Annotated in this window: 14 protein-coding genes; 10 read left to right on the top strand and 4 right to left on the bottom strand. The window is 43.4% G+C overall.

What is annotated here, in order from left to right; translation table 11 throughout:
* Window positions 1–112 precede the first annotated feature (112 nt).
* From F0228_RS09485 to F0228_RS09475, 3 genes are read left to right on the top strand one after another with little or no spacing between them, the layout of a single operon-like run.
* Complete coding sequence (locus tag F0228_RS09485) at window positions 113–1,201, top strand: efflux RND transporter periplasmic adaptor subunit (RefSeq protein ID WP_171762148.1); 1,089 nt, start codon at window positions 113–115, stop codon at window positions 1,199–1,201.
* A complete protein-coding gene (locus F0228_RS09480) occupies window positions 1,201–2,256 on the top strand; it encodes an efflux RND transporter periplasmic adaptor subunit (RefSeq protein WP_171731869.1) in 1,056 nt (351 codons plus the stop codon). The genes F0228_RS09485 and F0228_RS09480 overlap by 1 nt, the downstream gene beginning before the upstream one ends.
* Window positions 2,253–5,312 (top strand): efflux RND transporter permease subunit, encoded by a 3,060-nt coding sequence (locus F0228_RS09475; protein WP_171762147.1) that lies wholly within the window; start codon window positions 2,253–2,255, stop codon window positions 5,310–5,312. The genes F0228_RS09480 and F0228_RS09475 overlap by 4 nt, the downstream gene beginning before the upstream one ends.
* Window positions 5,313–5,487: 175 nt before the next feature.
* On the opposite strand, the gene F0228_RS09470 is transcribed toward F0228_RS09475, so the two are convergent.
* Together F0228_RS09470 and F0228_RS09465 are read right to left on the bottom strand one after the other, a co-directional pair.
* Complete coding sequence (locus F0228_RS09470) at window positions 5,488–6,225, bottom strand: EAL domain-containing protein (RefSeq protein WP_116870679.1); 738 nt, start codon at window positions 6,223–6,225, stop codon at window positions 5,488–5,490.
* 573 nt (window positions 6,226–6,798) lie between these two features.
* Entirely contained in the window at window positions 6,799–7,434 is a 636-nt protein-coding gene (locus tag F0228_RS09465) for a hypothetical protein (protein WP_171762146.1), read from the bottom strand.
* Window positions 7,435–7,719: 285 nt separating this feature from the next.
* Here F0228_RS09465 and F0228_RS09460 point away from each other — a divergent pair, with 285 nt between their 5' ends.
* From F0228_RS09460 to F0228_RS09450, 3 genes are all read left to right on the top strand, one after another.
* Window positions 7,720–7,965, top strand: a complete 246-nt coding sequence (locus F0228_RS09460; protein ID WP_105058176.1) for a DUF2164 domain-containing protein — start codon at window positions 7,720–7,722, stop codon at window positions 7,963–7,965.
* A gap of 153 nt (window positions 7,966–8,118) precedes the next feature.
* Entirely contained in the window at window positions 8,119–8,658 is a 540-nt protein-coding gene (locus tag F0228_RS09455) for a cytochrome b (protein ID WP_171731615.1), read from the top strand.
* Window positions 8,655–9,224 (top strand): YceI family protein, encoded by a 570-nt coding sequence (locus F0228_RS09450; RefSeq protein ID WP_105058178.1) that lies wholly within the window; start codon window positions 8,655–8,657, stop codon window positions 9,222–9,224. The genes F0228_RS09455 and F0228_RS09450 overlap by 4 nt, the downstream gene beginning before the upstream one ends.
* A 349-nt stretch (window positions 9,225–9,573) precedes the next feature.
* Here F0228_RS09450 and focA read toward each other — a convergent pair whose 3' ends face one another.
* On the bottom strand, window positions 9,574–11,025 hold the full coding sequence (focA, locus tag F0228_RS09445) for a formate transporter FocA (RefSeq protein ID WP_105058179.1): 1,452 nt from the start codon (window positions 11,023–11,025) through the stop codon (window positions 9,574–9,576).
* Window positions 11,026–11,284: 259 nt separating this feature from the next.
* On the opposite strand from focA, the gene F0228_RS09440 reads away from it, so the two are divergent.
* Together F0228_RS09440 and F0228_RS09435 are read left to right on the top strand one after the other, a co-directional pair.
* Window positions 11,285–12,190 carry a LysR substrate-binding domain-containing protein gene (locus tag F0228_RS09440; RefSeq protein WP_017631156.1) on the top strand — a complete coding sequence of 302 codons (906 nt, stop codon included), beginning with the start codon at window positions 11,285–11,287 and terminating at the stop codon, window positions 12,188–12,190.
* 205 nt (window positions 12,191–12,395) lie between these two features.
* Window positions 12,396–12,890, top strand: a complete 495-nt coding sequence (locus F0228_RS09435; protein WP_004738068.1) for a DUF1097 domain-containing protein — start codon at window positions 12,396–12,398, stop codon at window positions 12,888–12,890.
* Window positions 12,891–13,079: 189 nt separating this feature from the next.
* Here the strand turns inward: F0228_RS09435 and F0228_RS09430 are convergent, their stop codons facing one another.
* Window positions 13,080–14,789 (bottom strand): ATP-dependent endonuclease, encoded by a 1,710-nt coding sequence (locus F0228_RS09430; protein WP_171762145.1) that lies wholly within the window; start codon window positions 14,787–14,789, stop codon window positions 13,080–13,082.
* 238 nt (window positions 14,790–15,027) lie between these two features.
* Between F0228_RS09430 and F0228_RS09425 the strand changes: the two genes are divergently transcribed.
* Together F0228_RS09425 and F0228_RS09420 are read left to right on the top strand one after the other, a co-directional pair.
* The gene (locus F0228_RS09425) at window positions 15,028–16,767 is read left to right on the top strand and encodes a bifunctional UDP-sugar hydrolase/5'-nucleotidase (protein ID WP_105058180.1); all 1,740 of its coding nucleotides are present in this window, start codon (window positions 15,028–15,030) and stop codon (window positions 16,765–16,767) included.
* Window positions 16,768–17,359: 592 nt separating this feature from the next.
* Window positions 17,360–18,361, top strand: a complete 1,002-nt coding sequence (locus F0228_RS09420) for a TerC/Alx family metal homeostasis membrane protein (protein WP_061030970.1) — start codon at window positions 17,360–17,362, stop codon at window positions 18,359–18,361.
* The last annotated feature ends 44 nt before the right edge of the window (window positions 18,362–18,405 follow it).

Below are 18,405 nucleotides of genomic sequence, written 5' to 3'. Positions count from 1 at the left end.
TTACTGAAATAAAAAATACTGCACAGGTGGAAAGTAAAGCTTGTGAATCTGCAGTTTTTTAATATACTGCACACCTGTGTAGTAAATCATAATAATTAAATGGAGACGCAACATGCAATCCAAGGTGTCTATTCACGCCAAAACAAGTAAGCAGGTAGGTGCAGTGATCGCCGCGCTGTTACTCGCAGGCTCTTTGGCTGGGTGTAACAAGGTTCAGTCAGAAGAAAATGTACAGGTGATTAAGCCCGTAAAGTTATTTGAGATCCCCCAACAGACGGATGTTGATCTTGATAGCTTTATCGCAAAGGTCGACGCGACAGATCGTGCTGCGTTGTCATTCCAAGTGGGTGGCGATATCGAAGTTTTCGATGTTCGTATGGGACAAGAAGTTAAGAAAGGCCAAGTTTTAGCCGTGTTAGATGCAACGGATTACCGAATTGCGGTTGATGCTGCACAAGCGAAATTTGACCTTGCGAACAGTCAATACAAGCAGGTTTCGGAGTTGTACTCGAAAAAGCTTGTGAGTACCGATTATTACGACCAAGCCCTTAACACTTTTACTGCCGCTGAAGTTGAATTGGACCAAGCAAAAACAAACCTTGGCTACACGACATTAGTTGCTCCTTTCGATGGCGTGGTATCGATGGTATTTGGTAAGCAATATCAGCTAATTGCGGAGAAACAGCCAGTTCTAAACATTTTGAACAACGGCGAAATGGATGTGACGTTCTCTATTCCAGTTTCAAAACTCGAAGACCGTTCGATTCAAGATCTAACAAGCTCAAACATGTGGGTTGTGATGGATAGCCACCGCGGCATTCGTATCCCAACTCGCTTTAAAGAGATATCAACTCAGCCCGACGAAGATACCAACAGCTACCAAGCGGTTGTGTCCATCGAAAAGCCTCAAGATATCAACCTGCTTTCAGGAATGACAGCGCAAGTGGAAGTACAGAAAAACCGATCGGACTACGGTATCGGTATTGTTGATTCAGCTTGGTTGAGCAAAGACACGGACCATGGTGAGTTGTGGCGCTACAACCCAGATTCGCAATTGATTTCTAAGGTACAAGTCACTCTGAATAAACAAGGTAATGTGATTGATGGTCTGTCTTCGGGCGACTTAATCGTAGAAGCAGGTGTCGATGTTTTATCTGAAGGACAACAAGTAAAAGCATGGCTACGTGAGGGTGGTATTTAATGAACCTTTCTAAATTATCAGTGGTTGTTGCATCAGCGTTGTTACTTCAGGCCTGTAATAATGAAATCCAACATCGCGAACAGCCGCCTTTGTTGGTGTCAACTTTTGAAGTCGGCGCACCATTGACCGATCAGTATAGAAGCTTTAACGGTCAGGTTATGCCTGCAGAACTCACACCATTGTCATTTAAGCTGGCTGGTGAAATTCAACAAGTAACCGTAGAGGCGGGGGACGCAGTAGAAAAAGGGCAGCTGCTCGCAACGTTAGATAATGCTACTTACGTTCAAGACCTTACTGACGCAAAGTCCCAGTTCGAGCTAGCCAGTAAACAACTCGCACGTGGTACTGAGATGTTTGGCAGCAAAATGTTGTCGCAATCTGAACACGATCAATTGACGGCTAATTACAAGCTTGCGTCGGCAAATTTAGCAGCAGCGGAGCGTAAGCTCAGTTACACCAAATTGCTCGCACCATTTTCAGGTACGGTTTCCACGGTAGACAAGGAACGCTTTGAAAACGCGACTCCAGGAGAAACGCTACTTAGCTTGTATCAGAACGATAAAGTTTACGTGCGTATTCAAGTATCGGATTCGATCTTAGCATCGATTAGCCCAGACATGCGTTCCAGCAGCTACCGTCCACAAGCAACCTTCGGTGGACACTCTGGCCAATACCCTCTGACTTACCTAGAACACACAAGCGAACTGCACCCGCAATCTCGCACTTATGAGTTTTGGATGCAGATGCAACAACCTGAAAATGAAATTCTGCCGGGTACGAGCGTGACCGTGAATGTCGATATGGCAAAGGCTGGCTTGAGCGATGTTCAGGGCTACCAATTACCTATGACGACGCTAGAAGCGGGCTCCGAAGCGAATCAATTTTACGTTTGGAAAATGGAAGACGGCCAAGCGTTCAAGAGCGAAGTTGAAGTCGAAAAGGTTAGCGGCCACGGCGCACTCATTGCTCATGGTATCGAACAAGGTGACGTACTCGTAAATTCAAATCTAAGAAAACTCCGTGACGGAATCAAATTGTCAGGAAAAGCAGAATGAACATCGCAGAATATTCAATAAAGAACAAAGTAATTAGCTGGCTGTTTCTAGTCATTTTAGCCATTGGCGGTGTCACTTCTTTTGGTAATCTATCCCGTTTAGAAGACCCAGCTTTTACCATTAAAGATGCCATGATTATTTCAACTTACCCTGGCGCTACATCAATGGAAGTTGAAGAGGAACTGACGTATCCACTTGAGAAAGAGATACGACAGTTGCCTTATATCGATAAGATCACATCGACCTCATCGAATGGTATGTCTCAAATTATGGTCAGCATGAAGATGGACTACGGTCCCGACGAGCTGCCCCAGATCTGGGATGAAATGCGCCGAAAGATAAACGATCTACAGCCAACTCTGCCAAGTGGTGTTAATTCCGTTCAGATTATCGATGATTTTGGTGACGTATTCGGTGTGATGATCATGCTGACCGGTGATGGCTATGACTACGTTGAGCTTAAACAGTACGCCGATTACCTAACGCGTGAAATCGAACTGGTCGACGGTGTCGGTAAAGTAAGTATTGCCGGTGACCAACAAGAACAACTGTTTGTCGAGATGTCACTGGAACGTTTAGCCGCATTGAACCTAGATATGTCGACGGTTACGTCACTGTTAGCACAACAAAACAGTGTGGTATCTGCAGGTGAGGTGATGCTGAATGGTCAAAGTCTAACAATCAAGCCAAACGGCACATTGAGCACGGTTGAAGAACTAGAAAACCTGATCATTCATGGTCGCGATACAGGTAATCTGATTCGATTGAAAGACGTTGCCGAAGTGACTCGCGGTATTCAAGAAAAATCAGGCAATGTATTAACGTATAACGGTAAGCCTGCAATTAATTTAGGTATAGCGTTTTCTTCAGGCGTAAACGTGGTTGAGATTGGTAAAGCACTCGATGCTGAACTTGATCGCCTAGAAAGCATTAAACCAGCAGGTGTAGAACTGAACTACTTCTACAACCAAGCGCAAGAAGTCGATAAATCAGTGGCTGACTTCTTAATCAGCCTAGTTGAAGCGGTAGCGATCGTTATCATTGTACTGTTGTTTGCGATGGGATTACGCAGTGGTTTGATCATCGGTTTAGTTCTTCTGTTGACGGTATTCGGTACTTTCATCTTGATGGACTACAACAACGTGGAATTGCACCGTATCTCACTGGGTGCACTGATAATCGCGTTGGGTATGCTGGTGGACAATGCGATTGTCGTCGTTGAAGGTATTCTGGTTGGCTTGAAGAAAGGTAAGACTAAACTTCAAGCAGCGAAAGACATCGTGACACAAACACAATGGCCATTATTGGGCGCGACCATTATCGCTATTACAGCCTTCGCACCGATTGGTTTGTCGAAAGACGCGACAGGCGAGTTCATGGGCTCACTGTTTTGGGTGTTGTGTTTCTCATTATTCTTAAGTTGGGTTACGGCACTCACGTTGACTCCGTTCCTTGCAGAAATGATGCTGAAAGAAGAAGACAAGGTCGATGAGAACGAAGATCCATACAAAGGTATTCTGTTTGTTGTATTCGGCGCGTCTCTGAAATTCGCACTGCGCTTCCGATGGTTAACCGTGGTGAGCATGGTTGCTCTGCTGGCTGCATCAATTGTTGGTTTCGGTATGGTGAAGCAACAGTTCTTCCCACCATCAAACACGCCAATGTTTTACGTCGACATGTGGATGCCAGAAGGTACCGATGTTCGTGAAACCATCAAGCAGACTGAAAAAGTGGAAAGTTACATTCGTCAACAAGACGACGTGGAGTTTGTAACGACAACGGTTGGGCAGGGCATGCAACGTTTCGCTCTGACATACCAACCAGAAAAGAGCTACGAAGCGTACGCCCAGTTGCAAGTAAGAACCACTGACCGTGACACCATGTTTAAAGTTCTAGAAGGACTAGACAAAGACTTGGCCAATAGATTTGAACAACCTACGTTCCAATTTAAACTGATTGAGTTTGGTCCATCACCAGCATCTAAAATCGAAGCGCGTATAAGCGGCGCTGATCCACAAACACTTCGTAATATCGCGGTACAAGTGGAAGACATCTTGTTAGCTGACCCTGGTTCTCGAAACGTTCGTCACGATTGGCGTGAACGCACTAAAGAGCTGGTACCGCTGTTCAACGAATCTAAGGCTCGTCGCCTAGGCATTTCAAAAACTGATCTGTCCGAGACGTTACAGATGGCGTTTGGTGGTTACAACATCGGCCTACTGCGTGATGGTACGCATATGTTACCTATCGTGGCACGTTTACCGGAAGAAGAGCGTTTTGATTTCGAATCGCTAAACAATGTGAAGATTTGGAGCCCGTCGCTACAAACCTACATTCCAGTTGAACAAGTAATTGATGGTGTAGAGCTTCAATGGTCTGAACCACTGATTCAGCGTCGTGATAGAAAACGCACGCTAACGGTATTGGCTGACCATGATGTACTGGGTGATGAAACACCAGCAAGTTTGTTTGCTCGTGTGAAACCAAAGGTTGAAGCATTAGATTTGCCAGAAGGCTACAGCATAAGCTGGGGTGGTGAATACGAAAGCTCTAAAGATGCACAAGAGTCTCTGTTTGGTTCATTGCCAATGGGCTACTTATTGATGTTTATCATCACTATGCTTCTATTCAATTCGGTACGTAAGCCGCTTGTGATTTGGTTTACGGTTCCACTGTCTATCATTGGCGTATCAATTGGTTTGTTAGGTACTAATATGCCATTTAGCTTCACGGCGTTCTTAGGCTTACTTAGCTTAAGCGGCATGATTCTGAAGAACGGTATCGTACTGCTTGACCAGATCAACAGTGAACTTGCGACAGGTAAAGATCCTTACTTAGCGGTTGTAGATAGTGCGATCAGTCGTGTACGACCGGTGTCTATGGCAGCACTAACGACTATCTTGGGTATGATTCCCTTGGTATTCGATGCATTTTTCGGCTCGATGGCGATAACCATCATGGCAGGCTTAGGCTTTGCTACAGTACTAACGCTAATAGTAGTACCTGTGATGTTCGCTATCCTATATAGAATCAAACCGTCCACTGCGGGTTATTAGGGATTGATATAAAACAGATTCTTTTAAGCCAGCCCAGTCATTGTTGACTGGGCTTTTTTGTATCTAATTGCTTTGTGAACATGCTCAAGTCAGATCAAACCTGAGTCAAAGACGAGCATGAAGTCGTAATGGGGTTCAATCAGTATTGAGTAGAGCGAAAAAAGGAAGAGGGGAATTACATTGCAAGTAGTAAGTCGAGTTCAATCGGTTGTGGCATCGCTAAATGGTAGCCCTGGAACATATCGAATCCTAACGCCTGCATACGTTCTAGCTGCTGTTGAGTTTCAATACCTTCAATCACCGTTTTCGCGTTGATCGACTCAGCTAGAGAGATAGCAAGCTCCATATCGGACGCATCGCCATCCTCAAACTTCAGCATGACAGAGCGGTCGACTTTAATGATGTGAGGGGCAATGTGTAAAACGCGGCTTTCTGTAGATGCTTGAGTGCCGAAATCATCGACAGCGATTTGGAAGCCGTTGTCTGCAAGGGAGGTTGCTGCCAATTTGAGCTTTTCTTCACTATCGACACTAAGTTCAACGAGTTCCATGACGATTTGGTCACAGGACAGGTTTAACTCGTGGAGTCTTTTAGCCAATAAGCTCTCGCTTACTTTTTCTGCGGCAAAGAGTTCGCCTACATTTGGCAGAACATTCAAAAAGAGTTGAAGGTGACGGACAGTAGATTGAGCAAAGTTACGTATATGAATTGCGCGACTCAACCTTTCGACGTTTATTTTATCCGCATTAGAGGTTTCGTCTGAATGAAAGAAGTGATCGGGGCGAACAATCTCGCCGTCGTTGTTTGAAATACGCACCAAAGCTTCGACACCTATCTGACACATTGAACGGTCAAATATAGGTTGATAGACGCTTCTTAGAGTGAGGTCTTGATATTTAGCAATAAACTGCATATCGGCATCTACTGATATACAGCTAATAAATTCACTTCTGTCTGATAAAATCATATTCGCTAGTAAGGGGTAATTCATTGACGGACATAAAAGTCACGGCTGTCACAATATTGACAGGTGTAAGTAAATTGTCAATTAATAAAAACTTATTTGTCGGGTCAATGTATAAATAAATATAATTAACGAAAAATCAGCATGATAATTGATATTAGTCATTAAAGTTACTTATCATTAACTGCAATTAATAGTTTTTATGAATTAATGAGCTGAGTAACATTGTCCACATCATGATGCACCAACTTAAGGCAATACGGGCTATACACAAGAGAAAAGTAGGGTTAAAGGACTAGATTATGGGTGAATGTCAAAGTTGTAAAATCGAACAGCTTTGATCTTTGCATAGAAATGCTATCTACTTCTCAAAATACATTCAAAACACCAAGTTGTTATTATTTAACCTAAGTTAACTTTTGGATAAATAATGAGCGCATGAAAAATAGATTTTTGTAAAATATTGGGATGAAGATCTAGGATTCGGTATTTAATATCAAGTACAAAAGCTGAGCGATATTCTTATTGCCATTGAAGTACAGCGTAAAGTTGTAGGTATTTGCGAACCAATTGCTGGTTACCTGAACGTTTTAAAGGGTGGCCAAATTTAATAAAACACGGACTGATCTTAAAGTTACTATTCAAATCGGCAGCAAATTGAGAGTCACTCTCTCTAAGTGTAATACCTTGTTGGCTGTACTCGTTTATCTCGTCGGGCAATTCGCCCATCCACCAGTGCAATAACTCTCCGCTGTTCTTACTTCGGCTTATCCAATGGTCAGAGACGATAATCAGAAGATCATTGGGTTGAATCGCAAACCCGTATTCTTGCTGCCAGTTGTGGATATCTATCATCAATTTTTTACGGCAAGTCTTTCCCGCGCTGACCATATGATGGCTGATCACCCAAACGGTCCCAATCTCCGACGAGATTCGAAAGTGTCGAGGGGTATCTCCGGAAGAAAGCATTTCTAAAGGGCTAATGTTACTTGCGTGATTAAAGCATACGAAGGTGTGCTCCATACGTCGAGCAAATGCTTTGCCGATGTGATGCTCACTGATCCCTTGGTTATGCACTGTAGGGTAGTGGTGTTCACATAGTTTTAGGCAGTCATCTTGAAATTGATTAACGCTTTTAATCACTAGATCTAATAACAATGAAGTCCCTTATACATAGTTACTATCTTATTGATGGGCAATAGTACGGTAATTGATGTGTCATTACCTATTAGCAAAGTGCGAGTTCTTGATCCCTATATCAAAATTAGCGATTACCAGGCGATTTTATGGATAGCACTGGCACTTCCAGGGTCTGTATTCTAAATTATGAGGAATTCTAATCAGTTAGAAGGATTATGGTTGGTTAACAAAGTTATCGCCAGTTAACTTAATCTTAGTCAGTTAATCACAATTGTTCTAGCTACACTTTATTTGGACATCGTCATGACCATTCAATTAGATTCAAAACAGAAGTCGGAACTTACTCAAACGCTTCAACAGTACCTCCAAGATGAGCTCGATGTGGAGCTTGGTCAGTTCGACACTGAGTTTCTGGTCGACTTCATCAGTAAAAAGTTTGGTGCCGTTTACTACAACAAGGGGATAGAAGACGCTCAAAAGGTGATGGAACGTAAGATGTTAGACATTTCTGATGAGCTTTACGAGATTGAGCAAATCGTTGAAATTTAATATTAAGCCTAAACTTGTTCAAAAATTTTGAATAACTCGTTTAATTTGAAATGATGTTACCAATGTAAAGCTTGGTAAATACTATGTTACACAAACTGAGTGTAGGGTACGCTTTGCAAAACTACACCAATCGTTAACATTCGGAATAGATGTATGGACAACAACGTTAGAAATTACAACCCTTTAGCAAGAGCGATGCATTGGATTTCAGCGCTAACAATTTTTGGTTTATTTGGTGTTGGCCTATGGATGGTTGACCTCTCATATTACAGCGAGTGGTACAAAACTGCACCAGACTATCATCGTTCGGTAGGCATTCTTTTGGCCGCTGTAACTGTAGTTCGCTTGGTTTGGAAGTTAGTTACCGCGTCACCAACCGTAGAGGGTAAAGCCTATGAAGTTGTAGCTGCAAAAATTGCGCACGGCTTCATGTACGTTAACTTAGCGGTTTTATTTATTTCAGGTTATTTGATTTCTACATCAGATGGCCGTGGGATCGACGTTTTCAATTGGTTCACTGTTCCTAGTATGGGTGAACTTTTTGCAAACCAATCTGATCTTGCAGGAACGGTTCACTACTATGCTGCCTGGGTACTGATCATAATGGCATCAGTGCACGCCTTAGCAGCGATAAAACACCACGTTATCGACAAAGACGATACGCTACGAAAAATGATAGGAGCTTCAAAATGAAAAAGTCAATTATCGCTACAGGATTAGCATTCGCTATGGCAATGCCTTTCGCTGCTAACGCTGCTGATTACGTGATTGATACAAAAGGTGCGCACGCCTCTGTAAACTTTAAAGTTAGCCACCTGGGTTACAGCTTTATCCAAGGTCGTTTTAACACATTTTCTGGTGACTTCTCGTATGACGCAAACAACGTTGAAGCATCAAAAGTAAACGTGATCGTTGATACAACGAGCCTTGACTCTAACCACGCTGAGCGTGATAAGCACATTCGTAGCTCTGATTTCATTGATGCTGGTAAGTTCTCTGACGCGACATTTAACAGTACCAAAGTGGTCGATAAAGGTGACGGCAAACTTGAAGTAATGGGCGACCTTAAACTTCACGGTGTAACTAAGCCTATCGTTATCGAAGCTGAGTTCATTGGTGCTGGTCAAGACCCGTGGGGTGGTGAGCGTGCTGGTTTCGTTGGTACAACACGTCTAGAACTTGCTGATTTCAACATTCCAGTAATGGGCGCTTCAAGCTACGTAGACATGGATCTACACGTTGAAGGTGTCAAAAAGTAATCAAGTGATTACTGGTCGCTTGTAGGTATCGTCTTTTAATTAATATCAAATTCACTAGATACCGAACACGACAGTTAGAAATAGAGAAAGGCGCAAAGTATTCACTTTGCGCCTTTTTATTATGGTAAATGGTAACGCGGTTAGATCTGTTTTGTGTCAAACCTTTAGTCGCGCTTTAAGCCACCATTTACTTTTAGCCAGTCAACGTTGCCATGACTGATTTTCGAGGAGAACAACTAATCCCTAATTGCTTCCCTTGTTCTAGTTAGCTAGTAAAACAGTCGTTAGCTATACGCTTCCTAGTTAAACCGTTGCATGTTAAACCACAGTGGGTTAACCCGTTAGCCAGTTAAGCCGTTTCTAGTTCCGCTTTTGGAACCACGTTTAGGCGGTCACCGTAGATTGGGCGAAGTGCTAGCATCACCTCAGTTCTAGTAAGAACACCTACCATCACACCGTTTTCCAACACTGGAAGCATATGTGGTTGGCTTACTTTCATCGCTTTCGCACGCTCTTCTAAAGAAAGTGAAGTCAGGCGAGTTGCGAAGCCCATGCTAGTAGTCGGATACAGTTGCTCTTTGTCAATACATAGGAACTCAGCCACATCAACTAGCTTGTCGCTTGCATCGATTGCCACAACGTCGCGGCTCATTAGGTCTACGACTTTCTGGCCTTTAGTTGGGATGTAATCTTGGCACCAAAGGTCAACCATTACGTCATGAACAGAGAAGATACCAACCAGACGACCTTCAACATCGCAAACAGGAGCGCTAACAAGTTGAGCGTCTAATAGTGAATCAATTGCCACTGATGTAGGCATTTCTACGCTTAGTGTAATTGGTTGAGTGTTCATGATTTGCTTGATAGTCGTTGCTGTGTTCATAGTAATTTCCTTAACTGACGTAATTTCTGTTGTTTGTGTAATTGCAGTAATTTTTGCTGCTTTAAGTTGTGGGCGACGGTAGATGCTCCAATTGGCTAAGCCGACCAATACCGAACCACCTACAATGTTGCCGATTGTTACAGGCACCAAGTTTGCGGTGACAAATTTCATGATGTTTAGGTCTGCATACTGGGCTGGTGTTGCGCCAATTTGCATCCAAAAGCTTTCTGGTGCGAATGTTTGAATCGTGATGCCTAGGGGAACCATGAACATATTCGCCACACAGTGTTCAAAGCCTGAACTAACGAACATTGCTACGGGTAATACGGTCATCATCGCTTTGGTCATGGCATTAGCAGAGCTGAACGTTAACCAAATGGCTAAACACACCAATAAGTTACAAAGCACACCCAAAGCGAAAGCTTGAACAGGGCTGTGGTGTAGTTTGTGTTGAGCAATATTCAGAGCATTTAAACCCCATTGCCCACCATCCAATTGATACAAGCCAGCTGCGCTTACTAGAGCCAAAAGGAACATGGCACCGATAAAGTTACCGACATAGACCTTGCCCCAAATAGACAGCATCTTAGTGAAGGTAATCTGCTTGTTAGCCCATGAAATGCTTGATAACACTGAGCTGGTAAACAGCTCGCCACCGCAAATCACAATCAGGATTAAACCCATACTGAATGCAAGACCGCCGGCTAAGCGACTCAATCCCCATCCAGCATCAGCGCTGCCCGTGGTTACCGTGATGTAGAATAAAAAAGCAAGCCCGATGAATGCGCCAGCCATGATCGCTAAACTTAAAGTCATGCTGCTGGTTTTATTTGCTTTGCTTAATGCAAACTTTTCTGCTTCCGCCATCATTTCTGTTGGTGAGAACAGTTGATGATTTTCAGAAGTGCTGGTTGCCATATCCCCCCCTTAAACAATCCGTCATGTGTAATTCCTAGTGTTAATGACTTGGTTAATCAGTAATGTTTTGCAGTGCTCGTTGCGTCCTGCCATTCCAGATTAGGGGGTTGGTCGATAGAGGTAAAATTGATAATTTTTAAAAACCACATCAAATTTATTGATATAGCTTTGGTTACGCGTAAAATGAAATTGATTGCTCATCGGCTTAACAAAAACAGAGCAATAGGACACAAATAATTAAAAGCATTAAGGATGAATTTTGCGTTATTCATTAAAGCAACTCGCGGTATTTGATGCAGTGGCAGATTCCGGGAGCGTTAGTATTGCAGCAGACAAGTTGGCGTTGACTCAATCTGCGACAAGTATGTCTCTAGCACAGTTGGAAAAAATGCTTGGTAGGCCTTTGTTTGAAAGGCAGGGCAAGCAAATGGCCCTTACTCATTGGGGCATGTGGCTAAGGCCCAAAGCGAAGCGTTTACTGCAAGACGCGCAGCAAATCGAAATGGGGTTTTACGAACAGCATTTATTGAGCGGAGAGCTCAAATTAGGTGCGAGCCAAACGCCCGCAGAGCACTTGGTTCCAGACCTCATCAGTATTATTGATAATGACTTTCCAGAGATGCGAATCTCGCTCGGTGTACAAAGTACCGATGCCGTTATCGATGGCGTATTAGATTACAAATATGACTTGGGTGTTATCGAAGGACGTTGTGACGACAGTCGAGTACATCAAGAAGTCTGGTGTACGGACCATTTAACCGTGGTTGCATCCGCTCATCACCCGTTTGCGAAGCGTGAAAGAGTGAGTTTGGCGCAACTAGAGCAAGCGAAGTGGGTATTACGCGAACACGGTTCGGGTACTCGCAAAGTTTTTGATAGCTCTATTCATCATTTAATTGGCGATCTTGATGTTTGGCGAGAGTATGAACACGTTCCTGTTTTAAGAAGTTTGGTAGCAAACGGCCCATATTTAACGTGTTTACCTTATCTAGACGTTGAGCAGTTTGTTGAATCAGGTCAGCTCGTTACCCTGAATGTTCCAGAGCTTGAGATGGAACGTACGCTTTCATTCATTTGGCGTGCCGATATGGCAGAAAACCCACTTGCTGAATGTATCAAGCGTGAAGGCAAGCGGATGATGAAAGGCAAACCGTCCGTTCTTTAGTGGTTATTCAACACCAACGCTAATAACTAAATATGTTGAATAAGCGATTCCGGTCTCTATCTAGTGATAAATGCACATTTGCGTACATTATTAATGTGATCATGATCGGCTAAAAGAAGGCGTTCTTACCATAGTATGCTTACTTGATTTTAAGTGAGGCTAAATCCGGTTACGTTCAATTACGTAATTAGGCTTTAGAAATAGTATGAGTACATTAGTCGCGATTTCATTAACAACAGGTATTTTGTCAGGTCTTTGGGGATGGATAGCTATCTCTTTCGGCTTATTGTCATGGGCAGGTTTCTTAGGTTGCACCAGTTACTTTGCTTCGCCAACAGGCGGTGTAAAAGGATTGGCAGGTAGCTTACTGACCAACATGACAGGCGTATTCTGGGCAATGGTGATTATCGAAAGCTCAACCTTCGCAGGGTTAGAGATTTTAGGCTATGTGATTACGGCTATTGTCGCTTTCTTTATGTGTATTCAAGCAAAACAAGCGTGGTTAGGTTATATCCCAGGGACCTTCATTGGTTGCTGTGCGACGTTTGCTGCAGGTGGTGACTGGCAATTAGTTGTGCCTTCTTTACTACTTGGCGGAGTATTTGGATACTTGATGAAAGCTACGGGCTTGTGGCTTCACGCAAAATCAACTCAATCTTCGGAAGTGGTTGAACAACACGCTAAGCAAGCAAAGGCGTAACGAATACGTTAAGCAACGATGCTTTAGTTACTGTGAACTCTTGCAAGATAACCCCCAATTAATTTGTATATCAATTTATACAGGCACACCACTTGGTGTGCCTTTTTTGGTTTTGGTTACTCAAAAAATACGATGATCTTATCTACAGAAGAACTTATAGCGTCTATCAGAAAAGCTAAAGGTTGAGGCTTAGGTATTCCCATTCGCCATGGTGATCACTCGTTTTAGTGTCCAGCGTAATAACAGTGGTATGCATTCTTGACCGCGGCTCTCACAATGGGAAACTATCGCCAAAGCGAGGTCCGGTTTTGCATGTTTCTTCAATACTTTAGCCACTACTTTTTTCGGCGGAATAGGGTGATCATAAGGGATCTTGACCATGTCCCTGAAAAAGCTTTCAAATCCATTCATATACAAATAGTGTTCGATGTCTTTATCTGGTAACTCGGTTAAACGATGGCGTTCTTGATCATTACCAAGCTTGGAGTGAACCGTTGCTGCGTACTTTTTACCTGCGGCATCCCCATCGGTGACCACGTGCCAGTCGATGCCAAATTCTTGTGCGACTTTGATTAAAGCTTTGAGCCCAGACTGAGCAAACTCAATAATCTGTACACCTTCGGCTGCAAGGTTATATCCGCATTGGTTTGCCAGTTCATTAAACAGCCAAACTTCGGTTTCACCTTCAACTAACAGCCAGCATCGAGCGAATAACGCACCAGAGCGATGGAACCGAATATGGAAACCAATACGTCTCAATTCATCTTTGCTGAAGTGGTTCATGTTCAGTTGATTAGCGATGGTTTTGTCTGATTGACGAACCAAACGACGAATAGATTGTAATGGAACCGCGGCAAGCAACTCACCACTGTTAGTAGTGAGGATTTTCTGCATTGGCAGCTTTTGCATCAGGCTCCAAGCCCTCGCCAAGTGAGTAGGGTGCAATCGACCTTCGGGATCTTCGAGGATCAAAAGCGGACGCGCACATCGTCTTAAGTCATTTGGCCCTTTCGCTTGTAGGTAAGCGTTCAGTAAACCCATGAATAATAAACGAGTTTGTTTATTCTTGGTTTCTTCAACAAGTTGATGAATACTCTGATCATTAGCCCCAGCTGAATAGAGCAAGCCATCTCTTTGTTTTCTTGGGTTACGACGCGAATTACTCTTGAAGGAAAAGTAGTGTTCAATCAGGCTCTGCATTGACTGTAAGCTGCTGCGCATCTCGCCTTTGTTTACATGCCCAGGGATAGCCATTAGACGACGGCATGTATTATCGATTCGTTTTTCAATTCGAGCTTGGCGTGCGTTACCATTATTGCCATTGCCATTGCCATTGTTCGAATTTCCATTCCCGTTACCATTGATAGGCGCGTTATGGTTAAGTGACTTGCCATTAAAAGGACGATCAAAGTGCCTTGCATCGCGTAATCGAATTACTGGGTGCAAGGTCATCAATTCTTGTGCGAGCTTTTCTGAATGGTGAAGCTTGAGAGGGTTACCATCTAGGCCTAAGAATGCATAGTGGGTGGTGGTTTCATACTGCTCCAAAGTCGCGCTGATTCGGTAATAAATGCGATAAACACCGAATTCATCTTGGACCCAGATCGGCTTGAGCTTGCGATAACGGCCTGCATTCAGCTCGCTCTTGTCGTTGGCTTTGAGCGATAGGACAATTTGAAGATGTTGAGACTGTGGATGTGAAACTGAGTAATCGACATGAAAATCGGTCATTTCAAAGTGGTATGGCACACCGTCTGAGGGCAGAACGACGGAAAGGGCATCTAATAATGAAGACTTACCCCAAGTATTTTCACCAATGAGCGTGGTTAGCTCGTCAAACGCCAATGACATGCGCTTGATACCTCGAAAGCCAGAAATCTCGATTCTTTCTAGTTGCATAGGCTTACTCCTAACGGAAGGCTCTGCTAATTGTTTGAAAGCTAACAGATATCTTTAATCATAATCGAAAAATGCATATTCGGTATGCTTATCTGTCACAAAACCCACTCTTTGTTTATACGCCGTAAAATGAGATTTTTGATCTATCTCGAGTATTTTTTTGCAGTGCAGTTTCATAAAATTCACGATTCTGTCATGATTCCCGACCTAGTATGAAGGGACAAAGAGAGAAGACAATATGACTAAAAAGAATAAGCCGACAAAAATTGTGTTGGCACACATCAACGACACCCACTCATACTTTGAACCAACGTCATTACAGCTATCACTTAAAATGAACAACCACATCATTGAACCTTATGTCAGTGCTGGTGGTTTCGCTCGAATCGCAACACGCTTTAAACAAATAGAACAAGATGCCCAACGACAAAAGGTCGGAACCCTGTTCCTGCATGCTGGGGACTGCTTTCAAGGGACCCTGTACTTTTCTCTGTTCAAGGGGAAAGCCAACGCCGATCTGCTGAATGCACTGAATATTGACGCTATGACTCTCGGCAATCACGAACTAGACATGGGTAATGAACCCGTTGCTATGTTCGCAAAGAAAATCCAATTTCCGCTATTGGCCGGTAACTGGAACTTGTCGAATGAAGACATCAATAAAACTCATACCTTAGCAGACAACGACATTGTTAAGCCTTATCAACCCGAAACACGAAGTGCTTCTTATATAACGAAAGAGTTCGATGGTCAGAAGGTCGCTATTTTTGGCTTAAGCATCGATAAGATGTCGAGTATTGCCAACCCAGATTTAGATACTCCATTTGAAAATGCCCTTGAAACAGCGAAAGCAACCATAGAGCAAATTCACAAAGCAGGTATCAATAAAATTGTATTGCTCAGTCACCTTGGTTACGAAGCCGATTTAGAGCTCGCGGCAAATGTCTCTGGCATTGGAGTGATCGTTGGCGGTCATAGCCACCGCTTGCAAGGTGATTTCTCAGATATTGGCTTGGTAAAAGACGATGACTATGGCGTGAAAGTGGGTGATACCTATGTCGTACAAGCGGGCTTCCACGCAATGAGCCTAGGCCACTGCGAAATCGAGTTCGACGCTCAAGGTAAAGTGACGCACTTTAATGGCAAGAATGAACTGTTATTAGGTCGACGCCTCTTTATCGATGCGAAATTGAGTGAAGTAGGGCAAGACGATGCACATGATATGGCGTGTGATTTTTTGAACAATCACCCAAACATCGCAGTGTGTAAGAAAGATCCTGAGCTGCAAAGCATCCTTACAGACAAGTATCAGCCTAGAGTCCGTAAACTTCAGCAGCAAGTAGTAGCGCATGCCGACACTAAGTTACGCCATGTTCGTATCCCTGATGAAAATGGGCCAAGCCAACTTGCACCGCTCGTTGCTCAATCATTCCACTACTTAATGAACCAAAAAGGACATCAGGTAGATTTTGCGATCCATAACTCTGGTGGTGTAAGGAACTCCCTTAATAGCGGTGATGTTTCGGTTGCCGATATTGCCGGAAAGCTACTACCGTTTGCCGTACCTATTGGCGTGTATGAAGTCAGAGGTGAAACGATAGCTGGTATGTTGGAAGGTGCCATCAATAACGCACTGGATAACGGTGTGGTTGGCACAGGATCGGGGAGTTTTCCTTACACCCATAACTTAAGGTTTTGTTACCACAAAGAAGCGCCACTCGGGCATCGCATCCATCATTTAGAAATTCATTCAGAAGAGTCTGGTTGGCAGCCAGTTTCGCGTGATCGCGTCTATCGCGGCACATCATCAGCCTACACGATGAAAGGAAAAGAAGGTTATCACGCGGTGTTGGATATGATCGGAGATGGCACAGTTACGACCTACTCAATGGCAGACTGCTTTATTGCGTTTTTGCAGGATAATCCTGAGTCGCTTCAATACAATGAACCATTTAATTGCATGGAGTGTTTTAGGTAATCACGTCTAAAACAGGTCATTTATAAAATTGGCACTGTTTATGCTTAGAATCTAGGGTAATTCTTGTGGAGGCAAAGCATGAATAGGAAAGATTGGTTGGATGCAGCGGCTGTTGTCGGTTGGGTATCCATTTGGTCGGCACTGGTTTATCTGGTACCTGTAGCCGGTATATAACACATCGTGAACGGATGTTTCAGTAAGATATAGTGATAAAACGAATGGTATTTTATGTGTTGTCTGTTGGCTCTAAAGCTAACGGACAGGGCTAATAGTATTGTCGGAATCAATACGAGTGTCTTATTGACAGACTGGCACAAATAAAAAAGGAGCGTTTTGCTCCTTTTTTATTTATTTCTGCAAATTTATCTAGACGAAACAAAGTTAGGGGAATATTATCCACGCGTTTGGGGAGTAGTTAGCGCAAGTTTACATATCGTCATCTCGTTAGGCCAAGTGTCTATCCGGTATGTAAAGGTGAAATCCCATATTTCACTTCAACGAGACCAACGCAATCACAGTCAAGATCCGTCGTGGAGCTTGATATGTTTTGTTTGCGGAAGGTCTTTAAACAGTTCTTCCGCCCGGAGGAATAATGAACTCAACTCAATCTCTATTATCTACCAATAGTGAATCCTTTTTTTCATCGCCAATCATGACGACGTATGCGGGATTTTTCCTGCTGACGGTTATTCTCGTCTCTATTGATATCTATCAGACTCGCGGTGGTAACGTCACAATCAGAAAAGCGGCGATCTGGAGTGTTTTCTGGTTTTTGCTAGCATTCTTGTTTGCAGGTTCTATCTACCTGTTTTGGGATGTGTACGCACCAAATAGTGATTACACCGCGCAAAAGGCGACAGTGTCATTCATCACGGGTTATTTGCTAGAGAAATCATTGAGCGTAGACAACCTGTTTGTATTCGCGATGATCTTTGCTCAATACCAGGTTCCTGAACATCTAAGACCTCGTGCGCTTCTTTGGGGCGTAATTGGTGCATTGGTGCTTCGTGCAATTATGATCGCACTAGGTGCTCAATTACTTGCTGAATATCACTGGGTGCTCTACGTATTCGCTGCGTTCTTGATTGGTACAGGTATTAAACTGGCTTTAGACAAGGGCGAAGAGGAAAGTGTGAATACACTGCCTGAAAAGCTACTTCGTAAAATCATGCCGGTAACTGAAGATTTCCATGGTCCAGCACTAATGATTAAGCAGGGCACCAAATGGGTACTAACACCAATGATGTTGGTGATTGGTGCGATTGCAGTCATGGACGTGATGTTTGCACTGGACTCTATCCCTGCAATCTTCGCGGTAACACAAGAACCGTTCTTGGTACTTGCGGCTAACGTGTTTGCGTTACTTGGTCTTCGCTCATTGTACTTTGTACTGCAAGGTATGATGGACAAGTTCATCTATTTGAAACCAGCGCTTTCGTTCATCATGGTGTTCATTGGTGTGAAAATGCTTCTGGTTGATAGCGAGTGGGCTATCCCAACTTACTGGTCATTGGCGGTATTGGTTTCTACGATGACAATAGCGGTTATAGCGTCTATTTATGCAAAGAAGCCTGCTATTGAGCAAGTAAATTAGAGTAAATATAACTTATCGAAAACTCGATAGTAGACATGTGGTCG

The organism is Vibrio sp. 99K-1 (assembly GCF_013114585.1).
In the GTDB taxonomy this organism is placed as follows: Bacteria; Pseudomonadota; Gammaproteobacteria; order Enterobacterales; family Vibrionaceae; genus Vibrio; species Vibrio chagasii_B.
Note: the sequence above shows the minus strand (reverse complement) of the source record. Positions and strands in the feature narration are given on the sequence as shown.